At 74.3% G+C, this 17,944-nt stretch carries 14 protein-coding genes; 6 read left to right on the plus strand and 8 right to left on the minus strand.

What is annotated here, in order from left to right:
• The first annotated feature begins 105 nt into the window (after positions 1-105).
• A complete protein-coding gene (locus AAC944_RS03385) occupies positions 106-1,134 on the plus strand; it encodes a LacI family DNA-binding transcriptional regulator (RefSeq protein WP_030606725.1) in 1,029 nt (342 codons plus the stop codon).
• Positions 1,135-1,164: 30 nt separating this feature from the next.
• Here AAC944_RS03385 and AAC944_RS03390 read toward each other — a convergent pair whose 3' ends face one another.
• From AAC944_RS03390 to AAC944_RS03405, 4 genes are read right to left on the minus strand one after another with little or no spacing between them, the layout of a single operon-like run.
• Complete coding sequence (locus AAC944_RS03390) at positions 1,165-2,448, minus strand: MFS transporter (protein WP_030606722.1); 1,284 nt, start codon at positions 2,446-2,448, stop codon at positions 1,165-1,167.
• On the minus strand, positions 2,445-4,382 hold the full coding sequence (locus tag AAC944_RS03395) for an ABC transporter permease subunit (RefSeq protein ID WP_078888207.1): 1,938 nt from the start codon (positions 4,380-4,382) through the stop codon (positions 2,445-2,447). Before AAC944_RS03395 ends, AAC944_RS03390 begins: the two co-directional genes overlap by 4 nt.
• A 20-nt stretch (positions 4,383-4,402) precedes the next feature.
• On the minus strand, positions 4,403-5,920 hold the full coding sequence (locus AAC944_RS03400) for an ABC transporter substrate-binding protein (protein WP_030606716.1): 1,518 nt from the start codon (positions 5,918-5,920) through the stop codon (positions 4,403-4,405).
• A 51-nt stretch (positions 5,921-5,971) separates the two neighbouring features.
• On the minus strand, positions 5,972-6,556 hold the full coding sequence (locus AAC944_RS03405) for a GNAT family N-acetyltransferase (protein WP_037771023.1): 585 nt from the start codon (positions 6,554-6,556) through the stop codon (positions 5,972-5,974).
• A gap of 176 nt (positions 6,557-6,732) precedes the next feature.
• Between AAC944_RS03405 and AAC944_RS03410 the strand changes: the two genes are divergently transcribed.
• A complete protein-coding gene (locus tag AAC944_RS03410) occupies positions 6,733-7,698 on the plus strand; it encodes a UTP--glucose-1-phosphate uridylyltransferase (protein ID WP_051871252.1) in 966 nt (321 codons plus the stop codon).
• Between the two features lie 30 nt (positions 7,699-7,728).
• Positions 7,729-9,825: an ArnT family glycosyltransferase gene (locus AAC944_RS03415; protein WP_037771022.1), complete on the plus strand. Its 2,097-nt coding sequence runs from the start codon at positions 7,729-7,731 to the stop codon at positions 9,823-9,825.
• Positions 9,826-10,157: 332 nt separating this feature from the next.
• Here AAC944_RS03415 and bla read toward each other — a convergent pair whose 3' ends face one another.
• Together bla and AAC944_RS03425 are read right to left on the minus strand one after the other, a co-directional pair.
• Positions 10,158-11,078, minus strand: a complete 921-nt coding sequence (gene bla / locus AAC944_RS03420) for a class A beta-lactamase (protein WP_030606704.1) — start codon at positions 11,076-11,078, stop codon at positions 10,158-10,160.
• Positions 11,079-11,101: 23 nt separating this feature from the next.
• Positions 11,102-12,757 carry a penicillin-binding transpeptidase domain-containing protein gene (locus tag AAC944_RS03425; RefSeq protein WP_030606701.1) on the minus strand — a complete coding sequence of 552 codons (1,656 nt, stop codon included), beginning with the start codon at positions 12,755-12,757 and terminating at the stop codon, positions 11,102-11,104.
• A gap of 156 nt (positions 12,758-12,913) precedes the next feature.
• Between AAC944_RS03425 and AAC944_RS03430 the strand changes: the two genes are divergently transcribed.
• Entirely contained in the window at positions 12,914-13,789 is an 876-nt protein-coding gene (locus AAC944_RS03430) for a LysR family transcriptional regulator (RefSeq protein WP_030606698.1), read from the plus strand.
• On the plus strand, positions 13,786-14,700 hold the full coding sequence (locus tag AAC944_RS03435; protein ID WP_037771020.1) for a serine hydrolase: 915 nt from the start codon (positions 13,786-13,788) through the stop codon (positions 14,698-14,700). The genes AAC944_RS03430 and AAC944_RS03435 overlap by 4 nt, the downstream gene beginning before the upstream one ends.
• A gap of 35 nt (positions 14,701-14,735) precedes the next feature.
• Here AAC944_RS03435 and AAC944_RS03440 read toward each other — a convergent pair whose 3' ends face one another.
• Positions 14,736-16,199, minus strand: a complete 1,464-nt coding sequence (locus tag AAC944_RS03440; protein ID WP_030606692.1) for an aminotransferase-like domain-containing protein — start codon at positions 16,197-16,199, stop codon at positions 14,736-14,738.
• Between AAC944_RS03440 and AAC944_RS03445 the strand changes: the two genes are divergently transcribed.
• Positions 16,198-17,106 carry a DMT family transporter gene (locus AAC944_RS03445; protein ID WP_030606690.1) on the plus strand — a complete coding sequence of 303 codons (909 nt, stop codon included), beginning with the start codon at positions 16,198-16,200 and terminating at the stop codon, positions 17,104-17,106. The two genes, AAC944_RS03440 and AAC944_RS03445, sit on opposite strands and share 2 nt — an antisense overlap.
• Positions 17,107-17,141: 35 nt before the next feature.
• Here AAC944_RS03445 and AAC944_RS03450 read toward each other — a convergent pair whose 3' ends face one another.
• The gene (locus AAC944_RS03450) at positions 17,142-17,870 is read right to left on the minus strand and encodes a class I SAM-dependent methyltransferase (RefSeq protein ID WP_030606689.1); all 729 of its coding nucleotides are present in this window, start codon (positions 17,868-17,870) and stop codon (positions 17,142-17,144) included.
• Positions 17,871-17,944: the final 74 nt, after the last annotated feature.

Below are 17,944 nucleotides of genomic sequence, written 5' to 3' on the forward strand. Positions count from 1 at the left end.
CGAAACTTCATGCGTCGGGACGCTAGGGCTCCTCGCTTCGGGGGGTCAACCCTCGGTCGGCGAGTTACCAAGTTGTGATGCTGCGGCCGTAGTTGCCCGTGCTCTATGCTCCTCACCATGCGCGATGACGAGGAGTTGGGCCGTGTCACCCTGGCCCAGGTGGCCAAGCAGGCCGGGGTTTCCCTCTCGACAGTTTCGAAAGTGCTCAACGGGCGGCAGGACGTCGCCGCACCGACCAGGCGCAAGGTGGAACGCCTGCTGGAGACGCACTCCTACCGGCGCACGACGCGTTCGGCCCAGGAGGCGCCGCTCATCGAGCTCGTCTTCCACGAACTGGACAGCATCTGGGCGATGGAGCTGATCCGGGGCGTGGAGAACGTCGCCAAGGCCCACCAGGCCGGCGTCGTCCTCACCGAGAGCGGTACCCGGCAGGCTCCCGGCCCCGACTGGATCGAAGGGGTACTCCAGCGCCGGCCGCTCGGCGTGGTGCTGGTCTTCTCCGCCCTGCCGGCGGAGGTCAAGCAGCAGCTGCGCGCGCGTTCCATCCCCTTCGTCATCGTCGACCCGGCCGGCGACCCCGACCCCGACGTGCCCTCGGTGGGCTCGGCCAACTGGAACGGCGGGCTCGCGGCGACCCGCCACCTCATCGAGTGCGGGCACCGCCGCATCGGCATCATCACCGGCCCCGACGACATGCTCTGCTCGCTGGCGCGCCTGGACGGCTACCGCTCGGCGATGAGCATGGCGGGCCTGGAGACCGACCCCGACCTCGTCCTGTACGGCGACTTCCACGTCGAGGGCGGTTACGAGGGGACGCGGAAACTGCTCGGCCTCCCCCGGCCGCCGACCGCGGTCTTCGCGGGCAGCGATCTCCAGGCGCTGGGCGCCCTGGAGGCGGCGCGCGTCAGCGGCCTGCGCGTTCCGCACGACCTGTCCGTGGTCGGCTACGACGACGTACCGGTCGCGCGCTGGTCCAGCCCGGCGCTCACCACCGTGCACCAGCCGCTGCGGCAGATGGCCGAGGAGGCGACCCAGATGCTGCTGCGCATACGGGCGCGGGAAACCGTCACGACGAGGCTCGAACTGGCCACCAGCCTCGTCGTCCGGAAGAGCACGGCCCCGCCCCGCGACTGAGAGCCTGTGTCATCCCCCCGGCCGGGCCCCCTACGCCGCGCCGCCCTCCCGCGCGCGGCGGGGAAGCAGCAGTACGGCCAGGGCCGGTACCGCGGCGAGGACTAGCCAGGGGACGGCGGGCGGGAGACCCGTGCCGAGGAGGGAGCCGGTCGCGGAGCTGCCGGCCAGGACGAGGAGGCCCGAGACGGAGGACATCGCGCCGGTGTAGAGGCCGATCCGGCTGTCCTCGGCGAGGTCGGGGACCCAGGCGCGGGCGGCCGGGGCGACCAGCATCTGGCCGAGGGTGAGCAGGACGACGAAGACGGCGGCGGGCAGCAGACCCGGTACGCCCGTCCAGCCGGCCGGGCGGGCCAGGGCCACCGCGGCGAAGCCGGCGGCGATGAGGAGCAGCCCGGCCGACATCGAACGGCGCAGGTCCAGCCGGTCGGCCGCCCACCTGGTGACCGGCAGCTGGGTGGTCACGACCAGCAGCGAGGACAGGGCGAACAGCCAGGCCAGCGGCGCCTGCGAGCCGGTCGCGCGGGCCACCTCCTCGGGCAGCGCCAGGTAGAGCTGGTTGTAGGCCAGCAGGTAGGCGCCGTACGCGGCGCAGAGCGCGAGGAACCGGCCGTTGCGCAGGGCCTTGCGCAGGCCGCCCCTGCCGCGTGTCGTCGTCCGGCCGGGGATGTGCTGGGGCAGCAGCCTGGCGTGCCCGGCGAGGACCAGGACGAAGACGCCGGCGCCGGCGAGGCAGGCCGTGCGGAAGTCCACGGCGAGCAGGAGGGAGCCGAGCAGCGGGCCGAGGAACGCGCCGGCCTGGCCGGCCACGGTCAGCAGCGCCAGCACCCGGGTACGGGGGCCGCCGCCCGCCTCCTCCCAGGCCACGGCCTGCCGGGCGACCTCGGACTCCACCGCGGGCGAGAACAGCGCGGCGGCGAAGCCGATGAGCAGTACCGCACCGATCACGGCCCAGGGCCGCTCGGCGTAGCCCAGCCAGGCGAAGCCGGCGATCCGCAGCACACAGCCCGTCAGGACGACCGGGCGGACGCCGTACCGGTCGGCCAGCGCGCCGCCCACCACGAACAGCCCCTGCTGGCTGAAGGTCCGCAGCCCCAGCACCATGCCGACCAGCCAGCCGGCCATGCCGATGCCCGTACCGAGGTGTTCGGCGAGGAACGGCAGGACGGCGAAGAAGCCGATGTTGAAGGCCAGCTGGGTGAGGATCAGCAGGCGGAGCAGCGGGGAGAGGGCCCGCCAGGTGTGCAGGAAGGAACCGGGCGCCCGCAGCCGTGCCAGGGCCCCGCCCGTCCGTCCCGTGGCCGGGGCGTCGGTCATACGTACTCCCGGGCGGGGTGCGTGCCGGGGACGTGCTCCGGAGGGACGGTCGCCGGAGGTCTCCCCTGGCCGGCGCCGTCGTCGTGGCCGCCGGGTGCGGGCGCGCCCCTGCGGCGGTGGCCCCGGGCCGCGCCCGCGGCCGTCACCGCGAGGGCGCCGAGCAGGGCGAGGACGGCGGCCGGTGCCAGCACGGCCCAGGGGGCGCGTTCCACGTACGGCTGGTTCTCGGCGAGCAGCAGGCCCCACTCGGGCGACGGCGGCTGGGCGCCCAGGCCCAGGAAGCCGAGCGCGGCGAGCGCGAGGGCGATCCCGGGCAGCCGTACGAGCGCGTGGCGGGTGACCGGGGGCAGTACGGCGGGCAGCAGTCCGCGCCGGAGCACGTACCAGCGGCCCGCGCCGAGCGCGCGGGTGGCGGCGAGGTGGGTGGTGGCCCGCTCCTGCTGGAGCAGTGCGGAGGTGTGCGCGGCCAGCGGGGCCCAGGCCACGGCGGCCACGGCGAGCGCGGGGGTGGCCGGGCCGCTGCCCGCGACACCCGCGACGAGCAGGCCGGCGAGGACGGGCGGTACGGCGTTGACGGTGTCGACCAGCGGGCCGGAGAGCCGGGGCAGCAGGCCCAGCAGTACGCCGGTCACGAGGGCGGCGGCGCTCAGCGCGAGGGCGAGGGACAGGGTGTCGAGCGCGCCGTGGGCGACGCGGGCCAGCATGTCCCGGCCGAGGGCGTCGGTACCGAAGGGATGCGTCCCGGTGGGCGCCTGGAGCTTGGCGGTGGTGTCCAGCGCCAGCGGATCGCGGGGCAGGCCGGCCGCGACCACGCCCAGCAGGACGACGCCGTAGAGGACCGGCAGGGTCCGGCGGGCGGGCGGCGCGGGCCGGTGCAGCGTCGGGAGCGCGCCGTCGCGCAGCGCGGGCCCGAGCAGCAGCCGGGCCGCGCCGCGTGCCACGGCACCGGAGACCGCGGCGAGCAGGACGAGGGCCGGCGTGCCGGCCTGGAGGACCGGAAGGTCCTGCGCTGTGGCGGCCTGGAGGGTGAGCCGGCCGAGGCCGGGGATGTCGAAGATCTGCTCCACGGCGACCGCGCCGCCGGTCAGACCGACCACGAACAGCCCGAGGTTCGGCAGCAGCCCGGGGACGCAGCGGCGCAGGGCCTGCCGGGCGACGCGCCGGGCCGGCAGGCCACGTGCGGTGGCGGCGAGCGCCCAGGGCTCGGCGAACGCGCCGGGCAGCAGGTCGTCCAGCACCCGCCCGAGGAGGCCGCCGGCGGGCAGCCCCAGCGCGAGCGCGGGCAGCACCATCCACTGGGGCCCGTACCAGCCGAGCGCGGGCAGCCAGCCGAGCTGTACGCCGACCACCGCGGCCAGCACCGATCCGGTGAGGAACTCCGGCAGCGCGGCCAGCATCGCCGTACCGCTGCCACCGGCCCGCCGGCCGCCCAGCCGGCGCCGTGCGCCGAGCCGGAGGGTGCGGGCGCACACGGCGCCGGCCGTGAGCAGGGCGACCACCAGTGCCCCGGCCATGAGCAGCAGGGAGACGCCGAGGGCCTGGGCGACGGACGGGGTGACGTCCGCGCCGGAGATCCACGACTGCCCGGCGTCGCCGTGCAGCACCAGTCGTTCGAGCCACCGCCCGAGCAGGTGCAGGGGCCCGGCGTCCAGGCCCAGCTGGTCCCGGACGGCGGCCAGCACCTCGGGGGTGGGGTCGCGGTCGGCGGACCGCGCCTTGAGGACGGTGAGGGCCGGGTCGGTGCGGGACAGCCAGGGCAGCAGGCCGATCCCGCACAGCAGGACGGCGGCGAGGACGAACCGCCAGAGCAGCGCGGGGCCGCGTCCCCGGACGAGCGTCCCGGCCGCCGCGCGTATCCGTGCTGCCGGGCGTATCCGTGCCGCCGGGCCGGTGCCGTCACCGCTCCCGGTCGGCTCGGTCCTGCCGCTCCGCATCCCGCTGTCCTGCCCGGCGCTCAGCGCCGCGTTCCGGTGCCGAGGAGGGCGCGCTCGTACGGGTCGTAGGTGACGCCCTGTACGGAGGTGCCGACGCCGGTGATGATCCGCTGGTGGACCAGCGGCACGACCGCGTCGGTGCCGAGGATCTCGGCCTCCGCCGTCATCGTGGCGTCCTGCCGCTTCGCGGTGTCGGTCTGGCCGGCTGCCTTCGCGACGGCCGCGTCCACCTTCTTGTCGCACAGCTGCGCCAGGTTGTAGCTGCCCTTGCAGGTGTAGTCGCTGGCGAGGATGGAGACGGGGTCGCCGGTGTCGAGCATGGTGTTACGGGCCGAGACGATCGCGTCGAACTTGCCGTCGAGCGCGTCGCTCTCCAGCCGGGAGTACTCACGCACCGTCAGCTCGACCTTGAAGCCCGCCTTCTCCAGCTGCTGCTGGAGCACCTGCGCGACCTCGGGCAGCTCGGGCCGGTTGTTGTAGGTGGCGAGGGTGAGGGTGCGGCCGTCGGGGGCCGCGGCCGCCGCCCGGCCCGAAGGCTTCTCGCGCTTGCCCTCCGCCCAGGTCAGCGCGGGCCCGAAGATGCCCTTGCCGGGGTCGGCGTGCCCCTCGTACACGCCCTTGGCGAGCGCCGAGGTGTCGACGGCCTTGCGCGCCGCGGCGCGCACCGCGGGGTCGGCGAAGGCGCCCTTGCGGGTGTTGAGCAGCAGGCTCGTGGTACGTGAGGTGCCCGTCTCATGGACGGTCTTCTTGTCGAGGGAGGCGGCCTGCGAGACCGGTACGGCCTCGGCGATGTCCAGCTCTCCGGTGCGCAGGGCGTTGGCGCGGGCGGCGCCGTCGGAGATGAACCGCGCGTCCACGCCGGAGGCCTGGGCCCGGCCGCCCCAGTAGTCGTCGAAGCGGTCGAGGGAGGCCCGGGTGATGCCGGTGACCTTGGTCAGCTCGAAGGGTCCGGTGGCGGTGCCGACGGGGTCGGCGCTGTCCGCGCCGCCCGCCTTCTTGCCGCCCTCGTACGCCTTGGCGGAGAGGACCGCGAGGCCGGGGCTGGACATCCGGAGCGGGAGTGCCGGGTCGGGGTCGGCGGTGGTGATCCGGACCTGCCGGTCCCCCGCGGCCTCGGCGGTCAGCCGCACGCCCGACAGCGCGGCGGGCACCGGCTCGGCCTCCGTGGCGTGGGTGAGGGCGGTGGCGACGGCCTTCGGGGTGACCTCGGTGCCGTCCTGGAACTTCGCCTCGCGCAGCGTGAACAGCCAGCTGCCGCCCTTCTCCCGGGTCCAGGACTCGGCGAGCGCCGGCACGGCCGTGCCGTTGGCGTCCAGCTTGGTCAGGCCCTCGGTGACGCCGAGCCGGCTGAGGAGGGTGGCGTCGGCGCCGTACGGGGAGAAGTTCTCGGCGGGCGGGAAGGCGAGGGCGACCCGCAGCCGGTCGCCGCCCCCGGAGCCCTGCGACGACGAGCCGCCGTCACTGGCGGCGAAGCAGCCGGAGAGCAGGGGGGCGAGCAGCACGGCGGCGGCGAACCGACGGCGACGGAGCAGGCGCATGGTCCTCGTTCTTTGCGTAGCGGGGCGAGGGGTACGTGGCGGGGTGCCCGGTCAGGACACGGCGGGTGTCTCGGCCAGGGCGCGGGGGCCGGCCGGGGCGGGCACCCGCAGCGGGATCTCGAAGTGGATGATCCCCTGGCCGCCGTCCGGCAGCTGCCGCTCGTCGCAGACCACCTCGCCGAGCGACCGCCAGAACGGCTCGGCACCCGTCACCGCCGGGTCCGTGTGCAGGTACACCGCGTGGTAGCCGCCCTCGGCCGCCGCGAAGTCCAGCAGCTCCTGGACCAGCAGCCGGGCCAGCCCGCGCCGCCGGTGGCCGGGCTGGACGTAGATGCGGCGCAGCTGCGCCGTGCCGCCCGAGGGGAAGCGCTCGGCGATCTCGCGCGGGTTCGGCGGGTGGGCGGGGCCCCGGGAGTCGAGCGCGCCGGTCGCCACGACGGTCCCGTCCGCCTCGTCGACCGCGACCAGCAGCGTGTGCCGGCCGGGGACGACGTAGGCTTTTTCAAGATCGATGATGTCGCGGTGCCAGCGCGGGACGTATCCGGTGCCGAAGTCCCGGTAGACCGTGTCGAGCATGACGCGGCGAGCGCCGTCGAGGTCGTCGGGCGTCGCCGTTCTGATGCAGTAGCCGCGCATTTGCACATCATATGCATGAGGTAAATCTGGGCAGAGACCCTACCGTACGGCTCTTTCCGCAGGTCGCGCAGTGGGCCCCCTTCACAGCTCGCTCAAAGGACCGGCCAAGCCTGCCCACATCGAAGGGACGCAGGGTGTGAGGGCAGTTGCACTTCTCCGTTCCCGTGAGGTTTTTCATGCCCGTACCCACGTCCGTGCACAAGGCCGTCGTCCCGGCCGCCGGTCTCGGCACCCGCTTCCTGCCCGCGACGAAGGCCACGCCCAAGGAAATGCTGCCGGTCGTCGACAAGCCGGCGATCCAGTACGTCGTGGAGGAGGCGGCCGGCGCCGGTCTGCACGACGTCCTGATGGTCACCGGCCGGAACAAGCGCGCGGTGGAGGACCACTTCGACCGCGCGCACGAGCTGGAAGAGGTACTGGCGGCCAAGGGCGACGACGACCGGCTGGAAACCGTACGGGACCTGTCCCGGCTGGCCCGGATGCACCACGTCCGGCAGGGCGCTCCGCTGGGCCTGGGGCACGCGGTGCTCCGCGCCCGGGAGCACGTCGGCGCCGAGCCCTTCGCCGTGCTCCTCGGTGACGACCTGATCCACCCGGACGACACGCTGCTGGCGGACATGCTCACGGCGCACGCGCGGTTCGGCGGCAGCATCCTGGCGCTCGCCGAGGTCGACCCCGCGGAGACGCACCTGTACGGCTGTGCCGCGGTCGAGCCGACCGGCACGGAGGACGTGGTCCGGGTGACCGGGCTGGTCGAGAAGCCGGCGCCGGGCGAGGCGCCCAGCAACTACGCGGTGATCGGACGGTACGTGCTCGACCCCGCCGTCTTCGGCGTCCTGGAGCGCACGGCCCCCGGACGCGGCGGGGAGATCCAGCTCACCGACGCGATCCACAAGCTGACGGGACGCACGGAGGGTCAGGGCGGACCCGTGCACGCCGTGGTCTTCCGGGGCCGGCGGTACGACACCGGGGACCGGGCCTCCTACCTGCGCGCCGTCGTACAGCTGGCGTGCGGCCGCCCCGACCTCGGCCCCGGATTCCGCTCCTGGCTGCGGAACTTCGCCGAGGCGCTGCCGGGCGAGCCGCTGCCGGCCGGGCGGCAGCCCGCCGGCGCACCGGCCGCTGCCGCCGCCTGCCACTGACCGTCCCCGCCCGAGGAAGAGCCTCCCGCCATGACCGCCCCTCCCGTTCCCACCGTCCCGCCCGCACCGCCGCGGGCCCGGCCGGCAGCGTTCCTGCTCGGCCGCCGGGACGAACCCCGCTGGTCGCGCCCCGCGCTGTGGGCCGCGCTTCTCGTCGCCGCGCTCCTGTACTGCTGGTCCACCTCGGCCGGTGACCTCAACAGCTTCTACTCCGCCGCCGTCTACAGCGGCACGCAGAGCTGGAAGGCGTGGTTCTTCGGCTCCCTCGACGCCGGGAACTTCCTGACCGTCGACAAGCCGCCGTTCGCCCTGATGGTGATGGGCCTGTCCTGCCGCGTCCTCGGCTACGGCACCTGGCAGATGCTGCTGCCGATGACCGGAGCGGCGCTCGGCTCGATCGCCGTGCTGCACACCGCGGTCAAGCGGGTGTTCGGGCACGGCGCCGCGGCGGTCACCGCGTTCATCCTGGCGCTCACGCCCATCACCGTGGCCATCACCCGGGACAACAACCCCGACCCGCTGCTGGTGTTCCTGATGCTCACCGGCACCGTGCTCGCGCTGCGCGCGATACGCACCGGCAGGCTCCTGCCGCTGCTCGGCACGGCCGTCGCGCTCGGGCTGGCCTTCCACACCAAGATGCTCCAGGCGTACATCGTCGTGCCCGCCATCGCGGCGGTGTACCTGTACGCGGCCGGCCTCGGCCTCGCCGAGCGGCTCCGCAACCTGCTGCTCGCCGGTGTCGCCCTGGTGGCGGCCAGCGGCTGGTGGGCACTGGCCGTACAGCTCTGGCCCGCCGGCAGCCGGCCCTACATCGGCGGCTCGACGGACGGCACCGCCTGGGACCTGATCCTCGGCTACAACGGCCTCGGCCGTGTCCTCGGCGGCGAGGGCAACGGCGGGGGCGGCGGAGGCGGCGGCGGCTTCTCCGGGGCCGCCGGCTGGGGCCGGATGTTCAACGAGACGCTGGGCGGCCAGATCTCCTGGCTGCTCCCCTTCGCGGGTATCGCCCTGGCCGCCGGGCTGGTACTGCGCGGCCGGGCACCCCGCACCGACGCCGTGCGCGCCTCACTGCTGATGTGGGGCGGCTGGACCGTACTCCACTACCTGGTGTTCAGCCTGTCCGAAGGCACCGTGCACCCCTACTACACGACGGCGCTGGCCCCGGGCATCGCGGCGCTGTGCGGCGGTGGCGGCGCGCTGCTGTTCCGGGCCTTCCGCGACAACCGCCGCTGGATCTGGGTCCTGCCCGCCGCGCTGGCCGTGACGGCGGCGTGGGCGGTCGTCCTGCTGCGCCGCGCCGCGGACTGGAACGGCTGGCTCGTCCCCGTCGTCGTGGTCCTGACGCTCGCCGCGCTGGCCGGGCTCCTCGCCTTCCGCACGCCGGCCGGCCCCGGCGCGGTACGGCGCACGAAGCTGCTCGCGGTGTCGCTCGTCGTGGCCGTCCTGGCCGCGCTGGCCGGACCGACGGCGTACGCGGTCTCCGTACCCGCCTCCTCCGGTGGCGGCGGCATGGGCGGGGTCAACCCGACCGCGGGCCCGTCGACCGGCGGCACGGGCGGGCCGGGCGGCGGCCGCGGCGGACCTCCCCCGGGCGCGAAGGGCCGCATGCCCGGTGGCGCCGAGGGCGGTGTGCCGGGCGGCGCCATGACCCCGCCGTCCGGCGGCCCCGCTTCGGGTGCCGGCACCTCCGGCGACTCGGGCGGCACCGCCCGCCGCGGCGGCGGCCAGGGCGGCGGTCCCGGCGGCATGGGCGGCGCGGACAGCACGATGCTCTCCTACCTGGAACGGCACCGGGACGGCGCCACCTGGCTCGCCGCCGTCGCCAACTCCCAGAGCGCCGCGTCCATGATCCTCAGCAGCAAGCAGCCCGTGCTCTCGATGTGGGGCTTCACCGGCTCGGACCGGGCCATGACCGTGGCCACGCTGAAGTCACTGGTCAAGGCCGGCGAACTGCACTACGTGATCGTCGGTGGCGGCATGGGCGGCGGCCCCGGTGCCGGCAACAGCCTCTCCACCGAGGTCAACGCCTGGGTGAAGAAGCACGGCACGGCGGTGAAGGCGTCCGAGTACGGCGGCAGCGGCTCCGGGCAGACGCTGTACCGGCTGGACGCGGCCGACGTCACCTGACCGCGGCCAGGCCGGTGGCGCGGGCGTAGCCCTCGTCGGTTTCCATCCGGGCGCGCCGTCCGCGAAGGCCCGCTCGTAGGCCTGCTCCCCCAGCCCCTCCCTGGCCTTCGCCTCGCGGTCGCGGCGGGTGGCGGCGAGGTAGGGGGAGACGGCCGGCGCCCGGCCGCCGACCTGCCGCCTTGGCCGCGGTGATCGGAGGCCGTACGGAACCTTTGGCCCGAACCGGTCATGTAGGACACGAATGACCGGCTGAGGACACGAATGACCGGCGGACCATGGCCGTAGGGGCAGATCCGGTACGGAGTCGGTCAGGTTCCGGCGGAAGCGGGGCCTCAGGTGAGCGAGCCGGCGACCAGCCTCGCGGTCTCGGCGACCAGCTGGTTGTCCGAAGGGCCCGCGGGGTCGTACGTGGTGGAGAGCACGGACAGGACGAGCGGTGACCGGCCGGGAGGCCAGACCACGCCCACGTCGTTGGCGACGCCGTACTCGCTGCCGCCGCCGGTCTTGTCCGCCAGGGTCCAGTCGGCCGGCAGGCCCTTGCGGAAGCGCTCGGTGTTGGTCGTGTTGGCGGTCAGCCAGCCGGTCAGCCGCTTGCGGTCCGGCGGGGTCAGCGCGCGGCCGAGGACGAGCCGGGCGTAGGACGTCCCGACGGCCCGGGGGCTGGTGGTGTCGGTCAGCCGCCAGGGTTCAGCGGAGTTCAGTTCGGGCTCCCACCGGTCCAGCCGGGTCGTGCCGTCGCCGATCGAGCGGCAGAACCGGGTGACGGCCGTCGGTCCGCCCAGTTCGCGGAGGAGGAGGTTGGCCGCGGCGTTGTCGCTGTGGCTGACCGCCGCGGCGCACAGCTCCTCGACGGTCAGGCCGTTCGCGATGTTCCCGGGCTCCCCGGTGACCGGGGCGTATCCCGCTTTCCTGACCTCGGCTTCGGTGTAGTGGATGCGCTCGGCGAGGAATTCGCCGTCGCGGTCGAGGTCCCGCAGGACCGCGGCGGCCGCGAGCCCCTTGAACACGGAGCACATCGGGAAGCGCTCGTCGGCGCGGTACCGCACCGTCTCGCCCGTCGCCATGTTGCGGGCGAACACGCCGAGCCGGGCCGCGTGTTCCTGTTCGAGGCTCCGCAGCTGCCGGGTGACGTCCGTTCCGCGTGGGGTGGCGGCGGTTGCCGTACCGCTCGCGGAAAGGGCGGCGGCCAGGGCCGTTCCCGCACCGAGGGCAAGTACCGTGCGGCGGGTCGGACGCGTTGCTGTGGTCTCCACTTTCCTGTTCTCTCCTCTGTTTCTCACGAATTCTCCGTGTTCTTCAGGAACCGTGCCGCGACCGGGCCCGCGTCCGCGCCGCCGGAGCCGCCGTCCTCCAGGAGGACGGCCCAGGCGAGATCGGAATCGCCCTGGTAGCCGATCATCCAGGCGTGGGTGCGCGGCGGGTTCTCGGTGCCGAATTCCGCGGTACCGGACTTCGCGTACGGGCGGCCCGGCAGGTCTTTCAGTGCGTGGCCCGAACCCGAGGTGACCGTCGCGCGCATCATGTCGCGCAGATCGGCGACCACCTGGGCGTCCAGCTTTCCGGGGGCCCGGTATTTCCGCTGCACCGCGTCCGGTACCAGTACCGGCTGCTCGAACGTGCCGTTCTTCACCGTGGCCGCGACGGACGCCATCACCAGCGGCGAGGCCTGGACACGGGCCTGGCCGATGGCGGCGGCGGCCTTGTCGTTGTCGCTCGTGTTCACGGGCACGCTGCCGTCGTAGGTCGTGGTGCCCACGTCCCAGCTGCCGCCGATGCCGAAAGCCCGCGCGGCGTCCCGCAGGGACGAGGCGGAGAGATCGGTGCGGGAATTGACGAAGAAGGTGTTGCAGGACTTCGCGAAGGCGTCCTTGAACGTGGCGCCGTCCGGCAGTTCGAACTGGTCCTGGTTCTCGAATCGCTGGCCGTCGACCCGGGCGAATTTCGGGCACTCCGCGGGGTCGGCCGGCTTCCGTCCCGCTTCGAGCAGCGCCGCGGCGGTGACGACCTTGAAGGTGGAACCGGGCGGATACCGTCCGGCCAGTGCGCGGTTGAGTCCGCCGGGTTTGTTGGCGGCGGCGAGGACATGGCCGTTGCGCGGGTCGACGGCGACGATCGCCGCCCTTTTCCGCACCCCGGAAAGTGCCTCGGCAGCCGCCCGCTGAATGCGCGGGTCGACGGTGGTCCGCACGGGCCGGCCCTTGGTGGCCTTCACCGCGGTGAGGGTTTTCACGGCCTGTCCGCTGTGGCGGTCCACGACCACCACGGATTTCCGCGGCCCCTTTCCTCCGGAGAGCTGTGCGTCATAGCGGGCTTCCAGCCCGGACGTTCCCTTTCCGGTGGCCTCGTCCACGGAGCCGACGAGGGAGGCGGCCGCCAGCGGATCGCCGTTCTTGTCGAGGACTTTCGCGCGGGTGTTCCGGTTCTTCAGGGCGAGGCTCTGGCCCGGCTTCATCTCCGGGTGGACCATCGGCGTCGTGAACAGCACCGTCCATGTGCCGGACCGCTGCCGCAGCTGGGCCTGCGTCTTCCAGGTCACCGCGCCGGCGCCCGGAATCCTCATGTCCACCGTGAAGGGGAGGCGCACTTCCCCGTCCCGCTCCTTCTCGCCGGCGCCGGGAGTGATCTCGGTCGAGGACGGTGCGAGGTTCGTCATGACCGAGGTGAGGAGCGAAGCGGCGGCGTCCGGCGAGTCGGTGTACGTGGCGGCCTTGCGTGCCTCGCCCGCCTCCCATGCCCCGGCGAACGCCTCGAAGCGGGACGTGGCGGCGATCACCTGGGGGTCCTTCGCGCCCCTGTCCGCCAGCAGGAAGTGGTAGCCGGCCCAGCCCCCGCCGCCGAGAAGCAGGACGGCGGCGAGGGCGCCGTACACCCGCCGGTTCCCGCGCCGCCGACCGGGGAGAACCGGCCCGCCGGGGAAATTCGCGTACGTCATGGTGCCTCCCGTCAGGTATGCCAGGACAGCCACGACGAGCGCGGACCGCCGCCCCCTGGCGTCGCCTCGGAGTCAACCGGTGGCCGACGCACATGTCGAATATGCTTTTGGCCTAAGGCCGATTCACTCGGGATATCACCGCACCACAGGACTGGAATGCTGACGGAACGGCACCTGGAAATCTTCGTCGCGCTGGCGGAGGAGCAGCACTTCGGCGCCGCCGCCCAGCGGGTGGGGATCACCCAGCCGCCCCTGTCGCAGGGGCTGCGCCGGCTGGAGGCACTGCTCGGCGTACGCCTCTTCGAGCGCAACCGGGGCGTCGCCCTGACGGACGAGGGTTCCCTGCTGCTGCCGCACGCGCGCAAGGCGCTCGCCGCGCTCTCCGAACTGCGGGAGATCGGCGCGCGGGAGCACGCCGACGGCCGCCGGCTCCGGCTCGGCCTGGCGCCCGAGGTGCCCGCGTGGCTCGCGGCGGCCGTGGCGGCCGCGCCGGTGCGGGCCGGGGAGCAGAGCCGGATAGGGGTGGTGACCGCGCCGACCGCCGCGCTGCTGTCCGACGTCGCCGCCGGCCGGCTCGACCTCGCCGTGATCCGGCACCCGGCGGTGCTGCACGGCCTGGACGCCGGACGGGTGGTGCTCTTCCCGACCTGGGTCCTCTCTCCCGAGGGCTACGACGGCAGGGGGTCCGGCGGTGCGTCCCGGCGGCTGCCCGTCGCCGTACGGCCGCGGGAGGAGGCGCCCGCCGCCCATGACCTGTTCGTCGACACCCTCGCCAGCCGGGGGCGGCGGGTGGAGACCGTCGTGGTGTCCGACGAGCGCGCCGGTCTCGCGCTCGTCGCGGCCGGGCAGGCGGTACTGGTCACCGCCGACGAGACGCTGACCGCCGAGGGCGTCGAGCGGCGCCGGGCCACCGACCCGGCGCTGCCGCTGCGGCTGCGGGTGGTGTGGGACCCGCGGCGGCCCGACGCAGCGGAGACGGCGGACACCGCTCAGCTGCTGGTGGACACGCTCGCCCGGCAGGCGGCGAAGTGAGCGCGGCGCGGCGCGGCAGCGGTGTGGAACGCACGCTGCGCGAGATGTTCGCCGACGCCGGTGTGCGCGGCTGGCTGCACGTGGCGGAGGTGGGCCGTCCCGAGGCACGGGTGACCGTCGACCCGGACGAGCCGGTGCCCATGGGCTCCGTCTACAAGGTGCCGCTGATGGTCGCGTTCTGCCGGCTGGCGGACGCCGGCGCGGTCGACCCGCGCCGGCGGCTGACCCTGGAGCCGCCGCACCGGATCGCCGGGCCCACCGGCATCTCCATCCTGCGGGACGCCGTCTCCATGTCGCTGCGCGACCTGGTCGTCCTGATGATGACCATCTCCGACAACACGGCGGCCGACGCGGTGCTCCGCGCGGTCGGCACGACGGCGGTCGACGAGATGTGCCGCGAGCTCGGCCTGCCGGACACCCGCATCCTGGGCGGTGTCGCGGGGACCTGGCGGCAGCTGGTCACCGAGACCGGCACCGAGTCGCTGGCGGCCGCCATGGAGCGCATCTCCAGCAACGACACGACCGTGCCCGCCGATGTGTACGACCCGGTCTCGAAGGCGTCCACCACGCCCACGGACATGGCGCGGCTGCTGCGGGCGATCTGGACCGGGGAGGCGGCCTCTCCGGAGCGCTGTGCGTTCATGCGGGAGGTCATGGGCAAGCAGCCGTGGCGGCACCGGCTGGCCTCCGGGTTCCCGTACGACGACGTGACCGTCTCGGGGAAGACCGGCACGTTCGGCGCGATGCGGCACGAGGCCGGGGTGGTCGAGCTCGCGGACGGCAGCGCGTACACCGCCGTGGTCTTCACCCAGGCGGCCCGCGCCGACAGCACCCTGCCCCGCGCCGACGCGGTCATCGGCGCGGCGGCCCGCACCGCCGTGGAAGAACTGCGGGGCAACGCGGGGACCTGACGGCTGAGCCCGGACTCCGGCCCGGTGGGGGCCCGTCACGCCGGGAGTGCGGAGTTCTCGGCGAGGGCCCGGTGGAGCCGCCCAACGCCTTCCTCCAGCTGCGCGGTACCGGACGCGCTGACGTAGCTCAGGCGGAGGTGGGGCGCCGGTGCTTCGGCGGTGAAGTACGGGCCGCCCGCGGTGACCGCCACGCCGTGGCGCAGGGCCGTCGCGGTGACGGCGTGCTCGTCGGTGCCGTCGGGCAGCCGCAGCCACAGGTGGTATCCGCCGCGCGGCGGCTGCTGCGGCAGGAGCGTGGGCAGTGCGCTGCCCAGCGCGGTGAGCAGGGCGGTCCGGCGCTCGCGCAGAGCGGCGGAGAGCACCCGCAGATGACGGGTCCAGGCGGGCGAACCGACCAGTTCGAGTGCGGTTTCCTGGAGTGGGCGGGGGACGAAGAAGCTGTCGACGACCTGGATGGCGCGCAGCCGCTCCAGAGCCGGACCGCGGGCGGTCAGCGCGCCGATGCGCAGGCTGGGCGAGGCCGCCTTGGTCAGCGAGCGGACGTGGACGACGACGCCGTCCGGGTCGTCGGCGGCCAGCGGGAGCGGCAGGGCCGGGGCGTCGGCGTGCGCCAGGCGGCGGGCGAAGTCGTCCTCGACGACGAAGGCGCCCGACGCGCGGGCGACGGCGAGCACGTCGGGCCGTCGTTGCGCGGACAGGACGGCGCCGGTGGGGTTGTGGAACAGCGGCTGGCAGACGAACACCCGGGCCCTGGTCGCCGCGAACGCCTCGGCGAGCAGGTCGGTGCGCACGCCGTCGGCGTCGACCGGTACCGGTACGGGGCGCAGTCCGGCGGCGCGGGCGACGGCGAGCATGCCGGGGTACGTGGGCGATTCGACGAGGACGGCGGAGCCGGGTGCTGCCAGGGCCCGCAGGGCGGTGGTGAGCGCGCCCTGTCCCCCGGCGGTGATCAGGACGTCGGAGGCGTCGAGCGGGCCGGCCGGTCCGCCGATGTCGCGGGCGAACCAGTCCCGCAGCTCGGCCAGGCCTTCCACCGGGGGCCGGGACCAGGTGCCGGGCCTGCGGCCCGCCCGGGCCAGGGCGGCGGCCAGGGCGCGTTCCGGCTGGAGCGCCGCGTGCAGGTAGCCGCCGTTGAGGTCGATGACCTCGGGCGGCGGGGCGGTGAGGGTGGCGAGGACCCCGGCGGCGTCGGTACCGCGGGGGCCCGCGTCGATGGCGGCGTGCGGCGGGTCGGCGCTCAGGGCCACCTCCTGCCAGGAGACGTCGCCGAGGGCGCCCGTGTGGCGGCGGGCGGCGGCCTTGAAGACACCGGCGCCGGGCCGGGAGGTGACGAGTCCTTCGGCGGCGAGCGCTGCGATCGCCCGGGAGACCGTCACCGGACTGACCTGGTGCCGCGTCACCAGCGCTCTGCTGGACGGGAGCTTCTCCCCTTCCGAGTAGCGGTCCAGCTCTTTACGCAAGGTCGTGGCCAGCTGGTTCACACTGCTACTGTCTTTCATGACGATACAAGATAGCGCTACTCAGTCCTCGGCGATAGCAGTCAGCAGCGTTACCCGTACCGGTACTGTCCTGGCCGCGCTCGGCGTCCTGTCCTTCTCCTTCAGCCTCCCGGCCACCGTGTGGGCCCTGGACGGCTTCGGTCCCTGGTCGGCGACCGGCGTACGTGGCGTGCTCGCGGGCCTCCTCGCCGCGGCCTGCCTGTTCGGGGCCCGGGTACCGGTGCCCGGGCGGCAGCACTGGCCCGGCCTGCTCACGGTGGCCGCCGGCTGCGCCATCGGCTTCCCGTTGCTGAGCACCCTGGCCCTGCAGACGTCCACCACCGCGCACTCGGCCGTCGTCATCGGCATGCTGCCGCTGGCCACCGCCGCCGCCTCCGCCGCGCTGACCGGCCGGCGTCCCTCGCGGGCCTTCTGGACCGCGGCCGGGGCCGGCGCGCTCGCCGTGGCCGCCTTCACCCTCCAGCAGAATCACGGCCTGCCGACGCTCGGCGACGCGTACCTCTTCGGCGCCCTGCTGGTGTGCGCCGCCGGGTACGCGCAGGGCGGCCGGCTCGCGTCCCACATGCCCGGCTGGCAGGTCATCGCCTGGGGCGTCGTCGCGGCGCTGCCGGTGTCGGCCCTGGTCACCGCCTTCGCCCTGCCCGCCGAGCCGGTACAGCTGACCGGCAAGGCGGTCGTCGGCATGGCCTACATCGCCGCCGTCTCACAGTTCGGCGGATTCGTCATGTGGTACCGCGGCATGGCCGTCATCGGAGTCCCCAAGGCGAGCCAGATCCAGCTGGCCCAGCCCCTGATCACCCTCGTCTGGTCGGTCCTGCTCCTGGGGGAGGAGCTCTCCCCGCTCACTCCCGTCGCGGCGCTGATCGTCCTCGGCTGCATCGCGGTCACGCAGCGCGTGCGCAGCTGACCTCGGCCGGAAGCCGGGTGCGTACCGGCCTCCGGCTAGGCGTCGCGGCGGAAGAGTGCCGTCCAGAGGAAGGGTTCGCCGAAGTACGGGGAGTCGTCCGGCTCGTCGTGCATCCGCCGGAGTTCCACTTCGGTGAGGCCGGAGAAGATCCGGCGCAGCGATTCCGGCGTGTAGGCGAGCCCGCCGTGCAGCTCGGAGCTGCGGTACAGCTCGGCGTCGGACAGCTCGGAGCCCATTCCGCCGGCCGCGAAGCAGGCGAGGGCGAAGTGGCCGCCGGGGGCGAGGGTCCGCTCCAGGAGGGCGAGGTAGCTGATGCGGCGGTGCGGCGGCAGGTGGTGGAAGCAGCCGGAGTCGTAGATCAGGTCGTAGGGCCCGCCGAGTTCGGCGGTGAGCGCGAAGGCGTCGCCTTGCAGGAACCGGATGTCGGCACCGGCCTCGCGGGCGCGCTCCCGTGCCCAGCCGACGGCTGCCGGGGAGAGGTCGACGGCGTCCACCTGGAAGCCCGCCGCGGCCAGGTGGAGGGCGTTGCGGCCGGGGCCGCAGCCGAGGTCGAGGGCCCGCCCCGGGGCGAGCCGGTGCCGCGTGAGGTACGCGGCGAGGTTCTCGTCCGGCTTCGCCACGAAGAACGGCACGGGCCGGGAGCGGTCGGTGTAGAAGTCGTCCCACCAGTCGGCCCCGCCGCTCGTCCAGCGGTCGGCCGCCGGCGCGAACAGGCCGTCCATCAGCTTCAGTACGTCGTCGACCGTGCGCACGTTCCGGTCCATCCGGCCCCCTTCCCTGACTGCGGAAAGAGTACGGGCCCCACCGCGGGAGCCCAGGCCAGGGGGCGCCCCGACGC

The organism is Streptomyces sclerotialus, assembly GCF_040907265.1.
Lineage (GTDB): Bacteria > Actinomycetota > Actinomycetes > Streptomycetales > Streptomycetaceae > Streptomyces > Streptomyces sclerotialus.

Excerpts from the sequence above, each read along its gene's own strand:
- AAC944_RS03385 (WP_030606725.1), top strand. The coding sequence starts at position 106 with ATGCTCCTCACCATGCGCGATGACGAGGAGTTGGGCCGTGTCACCCTG.
- AAC944_RS03390 (WP_030606722.1), bottom strand. The coding sequence starts at position 2,448 with ATGACCGACGCCCCGGCCACGGGACGGACGGGCGGGGCCCTGGCACGG.
- AAC944_RS03395 (WP_078888207.1), bottom strand. The coding sequence starts at position 4,382 with ATGCGGAGCGGCAGGACCGAGCCGACCGGGAGCGGTGACGGCACCGGC.
- AAC944_RS03400 (WP_030606716.1), bottom strand. The coding sequence starts at position 5,920 with ATGCGCCTGCTCCGTCGCCGTCGGTTCGCCGCCGCCGTGCTGCTCGCC.
- AAC944_RS03405 (WP_037771023.1), bottom strand. The coding sequence starts at position 6,556 with ATGCGCGGCTACTGCATCAGAACGGCGACGCCCGACGACCTCGACGGC.
- AAC944_RS03410 (WP_051871252.1), top strand. The coding sequence starts at position 6,733 with ATGCCCGTACCCACGTCCGTGCACAAGGCCGTCGTCCCGGCCGCCGGT.
- AAC944_RS03415 (WP_037771022.1), top strand. The coding sequence starts at position 7,729 with ATGACCGCCCCTCCCGTTCCCACCGTCCCGCCCGCACCGCCGCGGGCC.
- AAC944_RS03425 (WP_030606701.1), bottom strand. The coding sequence starts at position 12,757 with ATGACGTACGCGAATTTCCCCGGCGGGCCGGTTCTCCCCGGTCGGCGG.
- AAC944_RS03430 (WP_030606698.1), top strand. The coding sequence starts at position 12,914 with ATGCTGACGGAACGGCACCTGGAAATCTTCGTCGCGCTGGCGGAGGAG.
- AAC944_RS03445 (WP_030606690.1), top strand. The coding sequence starts at position 16,198 with ATGACGATACAAGATAGCGCTACTCAGTCCTCGGCGATAGCAGTCAGC.
- AAC944_RS03440 (WP_030606692.1), bottom strand. The coding sequence starts at position 16,199 with ATGAAAGACAGTAGCAGTGTGAACCAGCTGGCCACGACCTTGCGTAAA.
- AAC944_RS03450 (WP_030606689.1), bottom strand. The coding sequence starts at position 17,870 with ATGGACCGGAACGTGCGCACGGTCGACGACGTACTGAAGCTGATGGAC.